The sequence below is a fragment of the Chloroflexota bacterium genome, assembly GCA_026708035.1.
In the GTDB taxonomy this organism is placed as follows: Bacteria; Chloroflexota; UBA11872; order UBA11872; family UBA11872; genus JAJECS01.
The window spans coordinates 281,779-296,057 of sequence record JAPOVQ010000035.1; the positions used below are offsets into that span (position 1 = coordinate 281,779).

A 14,279-nucleotide genomic window follows, 5' to 3' on the forward strand; every position below is an offset into this window, starting at 1 on the left:
GCTGGATCTAAGCAGAGGACTGTCCCTTGGCAGCTAAGCACACGAACGACGCATTTCCAGTCGCTGACCACTCCTGAAGATGTAACATAGAGGGCCGTTCAAGAGTCCGCTTCAGGACTTTTCTTCCCAAGTCGTCGATATGCAAATCACCGTAGTTGAATGTGATTGGGGAGGTTCCAGAACTACCGACATTGGAGCTTTGTTGGCGGATGTCGCATGTCACCTTTTTCGACCATTCAGGATCTTACCAACAGGAAGTATCCTCGTAGAGGCAACGAACTGTCCGGACGACAGTCCCAAAGTCCTCTTCCGTTCTTCTACGAGAGATCCCTTCCGAATCCAGCTTTCAGCGCGGGGCACACACTGGAGCCAATTCGCATTTCAGTTCTCGCACGAACTCTGCCACGTCCTTTCTGACTACGAGCGACTACGAGTTAGTCAAAACCGATGGTTTCACGAGTCGCTTTGTGAACTGGCTTCGATTTTCACCATTCGTCGTATGGCTGAAATATGGCCCGTGCGGCCCCCGTTTCCGAATTGGGCCGGGTACGCCAATTCTCTCACCAGTTACGCTGCGGATCGCGTCGCTATAGCGAAAAGACAAGTTCCCGCGGGAGTGGCCCTTTCGACATGGATACAGTCAGAGGAGGAAAGTCTACGCGCCAACTGTATTCAAAGGCACAAGAATCTGGCGGTCGCATACTCCCTGTTGCCGATCTTCGAACGTGAACCTGCCGTCTGGAATGCGATCCGCCGACTGCCGGAATCTTCGGCAATGTTCAAAGAATACTTGCTCGAATGGTTCGAGAGCGTCGAGCCTACTGACAAGCCGATGTTGTCGCTTGTCTTGGACGCTTTGAATTTGCCAGATTATGCGCTCTCACCAAAAGCAGTCGATGCGTTGATTCGAGCGGCAGAATAAAGTCACTATCACCAATTGCTGACTTGCAGTTCCCGGGGAAATCGCAGACCGGGGTCGTTCAGTTGTTGTCCCATTGGACCGCCCCGCGGAACCCGAATAATCTGTCCATGCACTTAGAAGAACCGCGGGAAAAACTGCCGCGTTTGAGCGACGCCAAACCTGTTACGGCATCGAGGCCGATTTACAGGCCGTTGCCCCCTTCTTGGAGCAATGGCATGGAAATTCTACGTTATTTCGAGGGGAATTCCGCCTGTGCCAGTGCCAGGAACTCGCGGGTCATAGCCTCAACCGCGGGTCGCCGGTACGCGGCCCAGAGATGCTGGCGGCTCCGAAGTCCCACGCGCGCCGCAATGGCGGCCATCGGTTGGCCCTCGCAATAGAGCTGCAGAGCCAACACTTGCCGCGGCGTCAGGACCGCCGATGCGTGCACCGTCGCTTGCTGGAGGAGCGCACGAGCCGCATGAACGTCGGCGAAGGCGCTTCGTGGGAAGCGCTGGCGTGCCAGGCGTCTCACTCCGGGAAGGCCAACGAGGGCCAAATCGAGCAAAAGATAGCCGTCCGCGCGATGGCGCAAGGCATCGTCGACTCAGCGGTAGTACGCAGCAAATGACCGCCGGCCGCGACGTGCCGCATGGCGGGCATGCCGCCATCGTGCAGTTGGTATCGCAGCGGTCTCGGGCATCCGCCGACTCCGGTGAAACGAGAAGAATGGCCTCAGGATGCCGACGCAGCGCTCCAGCGGAAAGGAAGGATTCCATTAGGTCGGGGGACGGGACGTCGCCGGCTATCCCCTCGATGAGCGCAGTCTTCGGACTTCGATCCCGCTCCAACGTCGAGACTTACCCTGCCGGTCCCTGGTAAAGCGACAGCCAGCGTCCGCCATCTGTGATTGCGGATTGGCGGGTGGCAACCAGAGATAGACAAGTCCCTCACTAGGTGCAGACTCTGAGGACGTGCCACGCTGAGCCATACGTTGCACTGCCCGGGGCAGTCAATCCCCACATCCTGGAACCACGACGCTCCTCCTTCCGCCCATCCGTGGACTGTCAAGGCCCGCCGCGTCCCAACGCCGGCGGGCCACGAACCACCATGCGGTGTCACTCTCGCCGGCGGCTCGAATCCCCTGACAACGAAGCCTGACGCCCCGAGCAACGTCCCACCGCTCGGGCGTCTTGACACCGTCGACGCGCACGACCTCCCAGCGCGTCGTCGTCCTACTCGTGACGCGGACGACCTTCTGGCGTCCGGTCGCACTAGTCAGTGCCGCAGGCCCGCGTAAATTGCTTGCTGCGCGGGATATGCGGTACCCCCAGCATGCAGCTTCGGTCGAGGATGGCTATCCAGGATTCCGCTACTCACGAGCATTCCGCGAATGACCGAAAGCGCCGCCGACCGACACGTGAACGCCGCCGATGGTCGGTACGGCGGCGCAGTTGGAGGCGTGATGCAGGCCCAGCCGGCACGATGCGGGTCCACCGGTCATGGAGTCATACACGTCCCGGTCACAGCCACAGGGCTCCGCCGCACGTCGAAGAGCTCGCACCGTGTGTCCTCGTCCCAGGCTACGGTTGAGAGCGGGACACGCCGGCGGTGCTGACGGCACCAGCCGAGCCGATGCCCAGGTCAGACCTGCTCGGCGACGAGACTCGACCGGCGCGAGGGTCGGCCGCCTGATTCCGGGGCTGTCCGGCGCCCGACGCAGGCGTGCCAGCCGCAGTGATGCGACAGGGATACCTGCGGGTGGCGCAAGTTTGGCGCGAGTTGTGGCGCAAGTTCTGACGCAAGCTCAGTCCGCGCCGCCTGCCAGAACGTATTCCACGCGGTTCGTGCGTCCCCGGCGCCGCAGCACGACCTTGTTGGACGAGCACATGGAGATCCCGTTGCAGGGTGCGGTGCGGGGTTTCCGGACAGCGGTCTTGAAAGTCGGCGAATGTCAGCCATGAGCTCAGGGCACCACTTGCCACCATCAAGGGTCCCTCATCCACGGTGCTTGACTCGTCCGCAGACCTGGACCCCGCCGTGGTGCGCCAGTTCTTCTGCACAACAGGAGACTAGGCCGACCACATGCACGCGCTGGTCGCCGACCTGCTGGACTTGGCCCGCATCGAAACGAGCAAGCTGGCGGTCAGCCCCGGACCCGCTGAGGCTGCCGTGCTGGTCGACCGGGCGAGAAACGCCGTCACCGGCGCAGGGGGGCAGGAATAACCTCGACATCGATCGGGACCTGCCCTCCGTAATATCGGACACGCGGCGTTTCGCCCATGTGCCGGTCAACCTGCTGTCCAAAGCGGTCAGGCTCTCCTCCGAGTCATCGCTCATCAGGGTGGCCGCCGTGCGGGATGACGTTCACGTCGAGGTCTCGGTGGCCGACCAGGGGCGGGGGATACCCGCCGAGGACCTGCCGGGGCTGTTCAGGAGGTTCTCCCGTAGAGAGGACCGCGACACGGCGGGGGACACCGGCCTGGGCCTGGCCATCTGCAAGGGGATAGTCGAGGCCCACGGGGGCCGCATTCATGCCGAGAGCGACGGGCCGGGCCTGGGTGCCCGGTTCGTCTTCACCCTGCCGGTGGTGCAGGAGAGGGAACCGGCCCGTCGGCCCGCCCGCTCCCAGGACGGCCCGCAGTCGGCGGGAACGGTGCTGGTGGTGGACGACGCCCCCCTGGTGCTCCGCTCTGTCAGCGACGCCCTCGCGACGGCGGGCTTCCATGCGGTGGAGACGGCGGACCCTGAGGAGGCGCTGTCGCTGATGGCGGAGCACAGCCCCCGCCTCGCCCTGCTGGACCTGGTGCTGCCGGAGCAGGACGGCGAAGAGCTGATGGGGGGTATTCTGGCAGTCTCTCGCATCCCGGTAATCTTCCTGTCGGCCTACGGCTGGAACGAGACGGTGGCCAGGCTCCTGGAGAAAGGGGCGTCGGACCACATCGCCAAGCCCTTCTCTCCTGCGGAGCTGGTGGCCAGGGTGCGGGCCGCCCTGCGCCGGTTCGGGGAACCCGCCATCCCTGCGCCGGAGGAGCCCTTCGTGCTGGGCGACCTGATCATCGACTACGGCGCGCGCAGGGTGACGGTCTCAGGCAACACGGCAGAGCTGACGCCAACCGAGTTCGATCTGTTGGCAGCGCTGTCGATGGAGGCCGGCCGGGTGGTGACCCACGAGCGGCTGCTGAGGCGGGTGTGGAGTCCGGGCAAGCCGGGGAACCTGCGGGTGCTGTACCCCGACCTGATGCACCTGCGCCAGAAGCTGGGCGATGACGCTGCCAACCCCACCTACATCTTCGCCGAACCCCGCGTCGACTACCGGATGCCGAACATGGAGGGGGAGGGAAAACGGAGACATAAATTAATTCGAAAGAAACGTAGTTGAAGGGAAACGTCCGGATGAAGGTATCCACAGTGTCGGAATTCCTAGAATGTCTAGATGTTGAAAGAGCCAGCCCACCTGACTGTGCTTCACGGGATGCAGACACGCGAGACATGACAGAGTTTTATCGGCGAATTGACGACGGACTACAATCTATACTGTCCCCATGAGGGGATAGAGGCAAGACGCCGCTGTTTAGGAGCTGGCGCGAGGTAGGGGAGAAGGTAAGATCAATCAATTCCCCCCGGCGTCCCAACTGGCGCACCAGAGACGACAGACTTGTTCGCCCCGGAAAGGAGATGCAGCATGACCATGTCTAACATGGCGGATTGGCCAGGTGGTCAGAGTGACCCAAGAATGTTGAAAGACGCGTATGCACGGATTGACCAAGCCAAGCTCAATATGGAAATCCTGAGTGCCGAGATCAGTAATTTGGGAAAGCAGACTATAGAGAAAATGATCGGTGGGTGGTCTGAAGAGAGGAATAGTTTTGAAATAAACTTGCCCCCCGCAGAATTAGCCTTTGAAGGCAGAGTTCCCTCCTCCGTACAGGCAAAATGCAGCAGTATCATCGAGGACATGCACGCTGCCCTCGACTACGGAATTATGCGAGTGGCCGAATTCGTAAATCCCAATATGACAAAGTCAGAGCGGCGACGCGTTCAGTTCATAATTGCTAAAGACCAATCTAGTTTCAACGCACAAATGAGGAGCCGCCTAGCATTCCTGGGGCAGGACATCAAAAGCTGGATGGAATTGCGGCAACCCTATCAAGGGAATGAAGCCATAGAATTTATAGGACGCATGAGTGGGGTTTCAAAACACCAGAACCTGCCTGTAGTAAAGCACGCCCCACAGTCTCACATAGAGCTTCGCAAGGACAAAGACAGGGAGGTTTATGAAGACAGAGGCTGGTGGATATTCCCTGTAGACAGGGGGCATATGTTTGTCACCCGTGTTCTCAAGAGCCAGCTAGTCATCGACGAGAAGTACGATGCACTGGTGGTTCTACCAATTTGCATTGATTATGTAGAAAGTCTCGTAAACGACCTAGAGCAGTATCTTCGCACTGTAAACCCGTCCACCTAGGTCCACGCTATGAGATCGCCCGCCTGCATTTCAACGTGAGCCCGCAAAATTGAGTCTTGCCTACACGCTGACGGAGCGCCGACAATGGGGACAAGGGTGGTCCTGCCCGCTGGCGCTGCAATGGACCATCCTGGAGAAACGAGCGGCCCTCCAACCCGATGGGCGGAGGCTCGTACAGGGCTATCCGGGGCTGACAGGCCCTTCTTTAGATCAGGACCTCCCAGCCAATAGTTCGCAAATCGGTACGCCTTAGCCCACCAAGCTGGACAAAATCAAGAACCTTCACGCTGAGGTTCGTCCTGAACCTGTAGCGAGAGGGCTTGCCCCCGTGCGTGTGGGGATCACATCACGTTTCCGTCGGGCAGTCCGCGTGCCTGGACGAGGCTGCCCCCGAGGGTGCCGCGCCGCGGGTCGACCTGATCGCCAGCGGTGCCCTGTGGGTGGGCTTTCAGGTGGCCAGCACCGACGAGCCAGGGGCGGCGACGTACGTGCGGTTCGAGGTGGCGGTGCGCGCGCAATCCGTCACGGCGCCTCCGGTGGTACACAGCTTCACCGTCTATGTGGACGGCACGGCCGTAGCCACGATCGAGGGCCGGCACGCCGTGCCGGCCCTCGACTGGACGGCGTTGGCGCTGACGGCGACGCCATTCACGCGCCGGTTGGTGGCGGGATTCTCGACCGTGGCCTTCCAGGTCAACTGGCCCCCGGCGAGATTGCAACTGGAGTGGTCGCGGGTGCGGCTATTCGTGGAGTACACGCCGACCCGGACGTAGATGCACCGGGTGCCGCCGAAGGCGCCGAAGGTGGCGCGGCAGCAAATCGTTGCCACGCAGACCGAGACCTGCGGCGTGGTTACGCGGGCGAACGCCCGTGCCACGAACGCTGCGGCGTCTCGAGGACTCGGCTGGCAGGCGAACCCCAAACGGCCGAGTGTCCCGTGGTGCGGTACCATGGGCCTTGAATGTGTCATCCGCGGCCTGGGCCGGCAGGACGACCGCGGAGGCTTGCCGACTCTCGCTGGCTTCCTATGGGCGGCGAAGCTCCCTCGCGCTCCCACGGTCCCGGATCCTGTCCAGACCTGACGCCTCGTGGACTGGCGTTGGGGGACATGGTGAATACTTCGGCTGGCTCTCGCAGGTCCACCATGCTCAGATCGTCGGTCAGAATGCAGATCGCCCAGCGGCCATCGGTGGGCGTGGGCCGAAAGGCGACGGGCCTGCCACCAGGCTGGAACTGCCGGCCCTGGAACGACACTCAGCCGCCCGCCTAGACTGTCCTAGTCCCGAGACCTATCGACGGGTGATAGCATCGTTTGGTTCAAGAAGCTCGGATTCGTGGAGTAAGCGATGCTCTTCACGTGCCTACCACCCGCTGGGCCTTGCGAGTGGCGAGAACTCGCACCCTTCGTAGTTGCCTACAACGAGCGGTACGGCACATCGTATTTTCGATCACAGTGCCTGGATGTGGAGATACGGGACAGACCTGCACCGGAAGTGCTTCTGAAGGCTCAAGGTGAACCCCCTATGGTGATCGAGCGCAAGTCGATTGTTTGGCCGCCAGAAGAGCATCTCGCCAATCATAGGAACGAGCACAACCTGTCGGAGTATTTTTCGGAGGCGCTACGGTCGTACGGAGATGCTTTTTCGAAGTCGCTGTATCAGCTGTCAGTCCGAGAATCGTCCTTGCATGGCCGAATGGACCGGGATGTTGCAGCCATTGCGAGCTCCATCGCCGGAGACATTGCATCACATGCCGACGAAGCGAGATCATACGGTGGCCTTGCTAGATCTTCGCCAATTCCCTGGAACTTTCGTCCTCTGCGCAAATGGGAGAGAGATGAAGCTACTCCCACCCGCGGCATTGAGGTCGTCATTGTCGGAAGTACTGAGGATCGGGATCATGCTGAGATTTGCAGAAAACAAGCAGTAGCGATCGATGGGTTCTGCGAGGAGTTTGATAGGCAGGCTCGTGCTGCATCCAGGAAGTTTTCCGACTACTCCAACTGCCTGAGGTTTCTTTTGGTCCAGTTCTTTGGCGACCCTGAGTTTGGCCCGACCGACGAAGAAATCAAGACAATAGTTGCGTCTAGCCAACTGCCAAGAAATATTGATCAAGTCTGGGTTGCCGACGAAAAATGGGTCAGCGCAGACGACTATGAGATCAAGTGGGTACGCATCGCGTAGCACAAGTCTCATCATTCCTACCAAGCTGGACAAAATCAAAAACCTTCACGCTGAGCTTCGTCCTCAACCTGTAGCGAGAGGGCTGACCCCCGCGCGCGTGGACATCACGTCTCGTCGCGGCGGGAGGCCAGCCAACCCGCCCCGTGCGGCGAATCAGGCACGATACGCCAGTCACGATAACGGGTACTGTCCACTTTAGACCTGTTGGGTCTGCTCGAATGTGGAGTCATCCGCGGCGCGGCTGGCTAATTGCCGCGAGGATGGAGAGACCCGAACATGGGAGCGGGCCAGCCGCGCTCCGGCGAACGTCAACGCCCGGGCGATTTGAGCCGAGTGCCAATCAGGGCTCCGCCAAGTCGATGCCAGTGTCGTCCAGGAGTCGCCAACTAGGGGGAAGCCGAAGCAACGCCACACGTTCTTGCCGTTGGACTCTAGAGCCTTGCAGTCGCTGCTGTGGCTCACGATCTGGGCGTCGATGAGCTCGACCTCGGGCAGTTCGTACGGGTCGCGTTGGCCAAGTCGGCCCCGGCGTCCGGACGGCGGTAGCAGACTCAGCATCCAGAGAGTGGTCATGTGACCTCCTGCTGCTTGGCAGCGTGGCATGAGGCTGCGGTTCTGGAGGCTTCGTCCTTAGTCGTTTGATGCGGTGATAAAGCGAACGAGCAAGTCTCCTTCTTCGGCGCGATGTCTGGCTGCGTTGGAGTTGGTGTGTGCAGCGATATGGGTCACACCGTTTCGCTTGGCACACGGCCATCTGTGGCGGTTTGGTGTGAGGCATTGGGCGATGAGTGGCCTCATCCGGATCAAGAGCGGGTGAGGATGTTTAGATGATCTCATACTAAGCCCGCCCTATTGATGATCAGTTTGGCAAGTTCTCTGAAGTCTTTACGCGCATCATTGACCGCAGCCGCGTGCCCGCCGATGGCACCGTCGGCCGACGTGAGATCAAAGATTGGCTTGCGGTTCTCCTGCGCCATAGGTACTAGACTTCGGTAGTGCTTCACCGTCGCTAGGCACCGCTCATCGTTCTGTGGTGTGTCAGGAAACGGGCCATTGCTCTTACCCAATAGATTCTCTGCGTACGCCCTGGGCATCCGGTTGACCCATTTGACGTACGCCTTGACCGGACGGCTTAGCCGGACGCTGTGCTGCTGGACTATGTATCCGATGGCTTCCATTCTTCCTTCAGGCAACGAGAATCTTGGTTCGTTCTCACTATTTTGCCAGTTGCGTTTTCGGATTAGCCAGTCCATGCGCCAGCGTTTGAGCGTTGGGCCGAGGTTGCGTAGACCTTGGAGCGAAAACAGGTCGGCGGCGAGTGGGACGACGACATGGTCTGTGGCAATTAGAGCGGAGCGGTTGATTGCGCCGAGATTGGGGCCAACGTCCGCCAGAATGATGTCTGCGTCCATGTCATTTGCCCCACGCTGCATCACGGTCCAGAATGATGTCAGGATTCTGAATGGCCGATACAGATTGCTGGACCCGAGCGCGTTGGGCCACTCAGCCGAAAGCGTGTCCTCAAAGCCGGAGAGGGCAAGATCTCCTGGTATCAGCCTTAGGTCGGGCGTGATTTCCTGTAGCGCAGGTGGCAGCAAATCTCCCACTGCCAACAGGGGGGCCACGCACTTGAAGATAGTCGTGCCGTGATCCCCACTCGCCCCATCCCACAAGGGTTCTACGCTCTCTTCATCGAGAAACGCGGCGGTGAGGTTTGCCTGTGGATCGAGGTCACAGGCGAGAACCCGGCGACCGGTTTGAGACAGAGTCCACGCCAAGTGGTAGACCAGCGAGGTCTTCCCAACACCGCCCTTGTTGTTAAAGAACGTTAGAACTGGAACGCTCATGCTTGGAACTCCCGGATGGTTACTTGCACAAAGCTCTCTTCGATATTGAACGCCGGATCGGGATTCCCGTTCTCTTGTAGCAGTCTTGTTGCAATGGAAATTCCGATACCGAACTTTTGTACATAGCCAAGGGTCTTCATAGCCTCTGCCAAGGTCGGGTTCCGATAGTCAACTATGTCAGGCCGTCCAAAGTTCTCTCGGGTCACTGTTCCGTATGCACCGCCCGGACTAATAAGTTCGATACGGTCGTCGAACCAAGTGACTCTAATCGGCGTATTTGTTTTCTCGTAGGTCCGGTGCATGACTGCGTTGCGAACGAGTTGCTGAAGCGCTCCGAGCGGATACGTCCATGCGCGCTGCTCAAGGTCCGAACCAGTGATGTCGACGTGCGTATGGATGTGTCCCCGCAGTTTTTCGTCACTCCGCCTCAGGATGTCCGAAACTGTTCCGTCAATGACCTGTTCGTCAGCAATTGAGTCCGCCAGCCCGTAACCGCGAATGCGGAGGAATTGGATGTACGAGCTCGGGATGAAATCACGCGGCTGCTTGCCCAAAACCAGCAGCCCAAGGACGGTAGCTGTCGGGTCGTCAGCAGACGCGATCATTTTGGTAGCAGCCAATTGCTCTTCCAGGCTGCGTTCGTTCGCCTCGAGCGATTCAATACTGAAGGAACGTGGCAGATATTCGTGCTCAAACTGGATGAGATTGAGGTCTGAGATCCCAGTACCAGGTACAGGATGGATATCGAACGGAGTGTCACGCGCCCGCCGCTTCTCGTTGAGGATGCGTTCTTCCTGCGCGGTTGCAACACCCCGTCGGGGTCCGTTACGTACATGGATGGCACCCTTGTACCGGACGGGCGGCGAGTCCGATGGCAGCACAGTAACGACAGCAACATCCGAGTTGGCCACAGTCCGTTTTTCCACGAATAGCGATGGGGGTGGGATGATGTGACCGTTGGTCTTGATGCTGGTGAGTTGCTGCAGCATACGGTCGGTGATGTTGATTCCGACCGGCTCGCGGTTGTCTCGCACGCCCACGAAGACGATTCCCGGCTTGCCCGAGGCGGGCAAGTCGTTGGCAAATGCGCAGATGGATTCCGAGATGGCGTCCGAAACACCTCCGGCAAGAGTTTCTTTGAATTCGACCCGGTAGCTTTCGCCCTCGCGAAGGATCTCTTCCAGCGTCGCATCGTCAAAGCGCACCGTCAGCCCCTGTCTCGCAGCCTCTGTCTGTAGAGACGAGCCAGAAAACTCTGGCTGCTTGCTTCAGTCTAGCGCGAGCACTTACCACCTAGGCGCATGGTCCACTTCCGCCGGGCAGTGACCGAGGCATCAGAAGAAATCCGCTCGCTGCCCATTCCCCTTCCCCTCCAACCCCGGATGCGGACTGTCCGGACAGAATTCATCGGCAATCAGACACGGGCCTATACAGCCCGCACCGAGGCGGCGGATCCACCGGCCTGGCGGCACCCCTGAAACTTGGACCTGTGCCCGTTTCGCCGTCGGATCGGGGACCGGTATGACCGACAGAAGCGCCTGCGTGTACGGTTGCTTGGGCTCCTGAAGCACGTCCCGGCTGCCCCGCTTTTCCACGATCTTGCCCAAGTACATCACCGCGATCCGCGAGCACATATGGCGCGCCACCGCCAGGTCGTGCGTGATGTACAAGTAGCTGATCTGCAGCCGCTCGGCCAGTCTCTTCATCAGGTTCATCACGCCCGGGCGAAGCGAGACGTCCAGCATCGACATCGGCTCGTCCGCCACCACGAAGGTAAGTTCGATGACCACCGCCCGCGCGATCGCCACCCATTCTTGCTCGCCGCCCGATTAGCTCGTGTGAATACCGAAACCAGATGTCGGCGGGCGGCGTCCTGCACCTTCAGCGGCTCGGCCATGATTCGAAATCTGGGCGCTGAGGGCTCGGCGACTCGTACAAATCCCGGAAGATCAGCTGCGCCTTTCGCCGAAATGCCTTCAGCACTTCGTCAAGCAGCGTCGTTATGTCCCTTAGTTCCCCCTCTCCATCGTCGGACAGCACATGCCCGTCCGTCGGCGCCGCCAAACGCATCAGCGGTCAGTCCAGCAGTTGCACGCTGAAGCGGCATGTCTGCAGAATCCAGGTAGGGAAGCAATTCCGCTAGTCCGTGTTCGGGCGTCTTTCTGACTGGTTCGCACGTGAGCAATGATCCCGAAGTCCAGCCACCCAGCGGGAACGATGTCGGTCATTCTGGGCAGCCGCAGTGTGGCTACCGGCACTCCTAGGCGCCGCCTGCGCCCGCGTTGAGCAGTTGTGTGTGGATTGTCGCAAATCTCGCGTCTGCCGAAGGATGCGGTGATGGAACCGCGGAGCCATGGTTGCCGTGACCTGACGGTTCTCTGGAGAATCTCACTCTACCCAATATGACGAAGGCCAAGTTGGTCGTCTGCTGGAATGCCGAGTCGTTCAAGTCTTCCGAATGTCATGAGTTGAGAGTGTTCAGCAAGTGCTTGTCCTAGCTTTTGTGCTGTGGTTCATGTCGCTCTTGTCCTGCGTGACAATTGCTAGACAGAAAGGCAGGAGTCTCCTAGACGACACACCTAACTTGCGATCTTTATGGGATGGGACTTATCGATTGTACGGTGCACATAACGTCGAGTCAGGATCTCGACCGACAAACTGGGATAGGGCATCGAGAGCTGCTGGCGGAAATCAGGCTGAACAGCACTGCGTTGGCGGTCATGGGATGTCGCACGCAATGCCGCGAATTGCAGCTTCAGTTTTCGAACTAGCCGGGTAACGCTCGAACCTCGGCTCAAGCGTGCCTCGCAGGTTCTGGCAGGCAGGCCACGTGGACGTGTTCAGAAGACCGAATGTGCATCGTGCTCGCTTCGAGTGCCGGTGATCCGTTAGCACAATGCAGTCGAATAGCGTCAACTCACGCGCCACTGATCATCCTACTTTCTCTACGTGACTGCCAATTCGGCCATCAAGAAACCGAGCATCTCACGAGGCAACGCTCCCGAGCATCGTCCTATTCAACAACCTTTTCGATATGGTTAGGATGAACCAAAACCACTGGTCGCCCATTCAGCAAAGTGACCCAACCACTTATCAGAATTGTATCACCCGGATTGATTCCCCTGAGCTGATCACGCTCCTTATCCGTCACAAAGATGCATTCGACCTGGGTGAAATAGGTTTCGTCCCAGAGAGAAAGGTCTAGTTTCCCAGACTTACCATGTGCGGAATGGACAGTTCTAATGTCATGGATCGATCCCTTCAGCGTGCAATGCTCAACGGCGTACACACTTTCTCTTTTGAGTTCGTCCAGGTGACGCGGGCGGGCTAGCAGACGTGGCCGGTCTTTTCTAATGTTGCCGAAAAGAGCGACCTGTTTCCCTTCAAGGCCAAAGTAATTCTCGACATGGCACTTGTAGAACTGGGCAATCACTTCGTCCTCATGGCGATCAGAGTCGATCACAACCTCGACTATGCTAAAAGGGTCATATCCGTCAGGTATGTTCACAGCTCGAACCCGACCCTCAACTAGTGTCGGTTCGTAGCGAGGAGCCGGGCTTCCGTCGTCAACGTCGGAATTCGGATACACTGTCGTCGTGATGTTGAGCTTGATGGGTGAGTTCTTCTCGAATGCCCGGCTGCTGGCGGACAACAGGAACTCGGCGGCGCTCAACAGCTTCGGTATATCAATGGAAAGGTCCGGGGATGTAAGATCCGTGATGTACCGCCATTTCTCATAGAGCCTGTTGCTCTCTGAAAGAAAGTCTCGGAAGCTCCCGTGGAAGTGAGTTCTCTTTGTGTCCGAGTGACTCCACCACTCTTCCAGTTGCCGTTTCTCGTCGTCTGCGAGCAACTTGAATAGGTCAACGAGCTTGTGCGTCTGCCATTTCTTGGCGTCCGCAGCATCTGGTGACGCCAGTTTCCCGAGAACTTCCAGATATGCCTTGAATGCTAGCTCTAGGGTAAACGCTGCCTGCTGCGCGAAGGCCAACGCCTGGCCTTTGCCTGCGTCCGAAGTCCAGAAGTGCCGGTCCTTGGCTTGGTAGTCAAACATGCCCTTCAGATTGATGTGCGTCACCGGTATCAGCCTTGACGCTTCGTAGTACATTCCCGCGAGCTGTGAAAACGTTGTGATTCCAGGGACCTTGGCCGCGAATGACTTGCAGTCCAAGCAAAGCTCGCCGACTTTCATCAATTCGGAATTCGAGAAATCTCTCTGGTTGCCGTTCTTATCGATAGCGACAATCCAGTGAATATACTTCTGCGTAACGGGATGTACCGGTATGTCAGCACCGTAACGTTGGGTCACTTGCGCGAAACAACCAGCGGCATCCTCCAAGCTGGAATGGGCTCCATGTATTTCCGAACACTGGGAGAATAGGCTGAACACTTCGTAGGGCATGGTCAGCGGCTCCTCAAAGACTCTCCGGCTAGGCCTCTTGAGTGCCTCGGGCCCTTCACCGATAGTGTCGCACTCATGGCCGGATCGCCCAACGTCAAAAAAGCGCACAGATCCAGTGACTGTTGAGTTCGGTCGCGTCCTGGCATCGGGAAAGCTGGCTCTCGCCGGGTGCAGCAAGACCTACCGTCCCGCGCACGTCTTCCCTAAACGGCCTCTCCCAATCCCTTCAAGGTGGAGTCGGACTGTAGTCTGAGCAGCAAAATCGCCCCAATCCGCCTCGCCACCTCACTGAAATACCCCACTTCTTCCGCCTTCAGCGCCCGCCCCAACACCTTCCGCTCCCGATACGACAACCACTTTTTCAACACCTGGTACCCACCCAGTCGATAGTTCCACACATTCGCCGGCACATTCCGCCAGTACGCGTTGTCGTTCAGATGGATGTCGTAGGTCGTCTCGCCTAGGGTGTCCGGGGCGT

Annotated in this window: 11 protein-coding genes; 6 read left to right on the forward strand and 5 right to left on the reverse strand. The window is 58.9% G+C overall.

Annotated elements, in window-relative coordinates:
* Positions 1 to 709: 709 nt before the first annotated feature.
* From OXG33_15000 to OXG33_15025, 6 genes are all read left to right on the forward strand, one after another.
* The gene (locus OXG33_15000) at positions 710 to 922 is read left to right on the forward strand and encodes a hypothetical protein (GenBank protein ID MCY4115222.1); all 213 of its coding nucleotides are present in this window, start codon (positions 710 to 712) and stop codon (positions 920 to 922) included.
* Between the two features lie 2,064 nt (positions 923 to 2,986).
* Complete coding sequence (locus OXG33_15005; GenBank protein MCY4115223.1) at positions 2,987 to 3,127, forward strand: hypothetical protein; 141 nt, start codon at positions 2,987 to 2,989, stop codon at positions 3,125 to 3,127.
* Positions 3,128 to 3,158: 31 nt separating this feature from the next.
* Positions 3,159 to 4,283: a response regulator gene (locus OXG33_15010; protein MCY4115224.1), complete on the forward strand. Its 1,125-nt coding sequence runs from the start codon at positions 3,159 to 3,161 to the stop codon at positions 4,281 to 4,283.
* 303 nt (positions 4,284 to 4,586) lie between these two features.
* The gene (locus OXG33_15015) at positions 4,587 to 5,369 is read left to right on the forward strand and encodes a hypothetical protein (GenBank protein MCY4115225.1); all 783 of its coding nucleotides are present in this window, start codon (positions 4,587 to 4,589) and stop codon (positions 5,367 to 5,369) included.
* A 332-nt stretch (positions 5,370 to 5,701) separates the two neighbouring features.
* A complete protein-coding gene (locus tag OXG33_15020) occupies positions 5,702 to 6,142 on the forward strand; it encodes a hypothetical protein (GenBank protein MCY4115226.1) in 441 nt (146 codons plus the stop codon).
* Between the two features lie 750 nt (positions 6,143 to 6,892).
* Positions 6,893 to 7,552: a hypothetical protein gene (locus OXG33_15025; protein MCY4115227.1), complete on the forward strand. Its 660-nt coding sequence runs from the start codon at positions 6,893 to 6,895 to the stop codon at positions 7,550 to 7,552.
* An 833-nt stretch (positions 7,553 to 8,385) separates the two neighbouring features.
* Here OXG33_15025 and OXG33_15030 read toward each other — a convergent pair.
* The 5 genes from OXG33_15030 to OXG33_15050 form a co-directional block, all read right to left on the reverse strand.
* On the reverse strand, positions 8,386 to 9,399 hold the full coding sequence (locus OXG33_15030; GenBank protein MCY4115228.1) for an AAA family ATPase: 1,014 nt from the start codon (positions 9,397 to 9,399) through the stop codon (positions 8,386 to 8,388).
* Positions 9,396 to 10,604 (reverse strand): putative DNA binding domain-containing protein, encoded by a 1,209-nt coding sequence (locus OXG33_15035; protein MCY4115229.1) that lies wholly within the window; start codon positions 10,602 to 10,604, stop codon positions 9,396 to 9,398. Before OXG33_15035 ends, OXG33_15030 begins: the two co-directional genes overlap by 4 nt.
* Before the next feature lie 129 nt (positions 10,605 to 10,733).
* Complete coding sequence (locus tag OXG33_15040; protein MCY4115230.1) at positions 10,734 to 11,207, reverse strand: ABC transporter ATP-binding protein; 474 nt, start codon at positions 11,205 to 11,207, stop codon at positions 10,734 to 10,736.
* 1,205 nt (positions 11,208 to 12,412) lie between these two features.
* On the reverse strand, positions 12,413 to 13,801 hold the full coding sequence (locus tag OXG33_15045; GenBank protein MCY4115231.1) for an OB-fold nucleic acid binding domain-containing protein: 1,389 nt from the start codon (positions 13,799 to 13,801) through the stop codon (positions 12,413 to 12,415).
* A gap of 203 nt (positions 13,802 to 14,004) precedes the next feature.
* On the reverse strand, positions 14,005 to 14,279 hold a 275-nt coding region (locus tag OXG33_15050), incomplete at its 5' end, for a hypothetical protein (protein ID MCY4115232.1).

Excerpts from the sequence above, each read along its gene's own strand:
- OXG33_15005 (MCY4115223.1), top strand. The coding sequence starts at position 2,987 with ATGCACGCGCTGGTCGCCGACCTGCTGGACTTGGCCCGCATCGAAACG.
- OXG33_15015 (MCY4115225.1), top strand. The coding sequence starts at position 4,587 with ATGACCATGTCTAACATGGCGGATTGGCCAGGTGGTCAGAGTGACCCA.
- OXG33_15025 (MCY4115227.1), top strand. The coding sequence starts at position 6,893 with ATGGTGATCGAGCGCAAGTCGATTGTTTGGCCGCCAGAAGAGCATCTC.
- OXG33_15030 (MCY4115228.1), bottom strand. The coding sequence starts at position 9,399 with ATGAGCGTTCCAGTTCTAACGTTCTTTAACAACAAGGGCGGTGTTGGG.
- OXG33_15045 (MCY4115231.1), bottom strand. The coding sequence starts at position 13,801 with ATGCCCTACGAAGTGTTCAGCCTATTCTCCCAGTGTTCGGAAATACAT.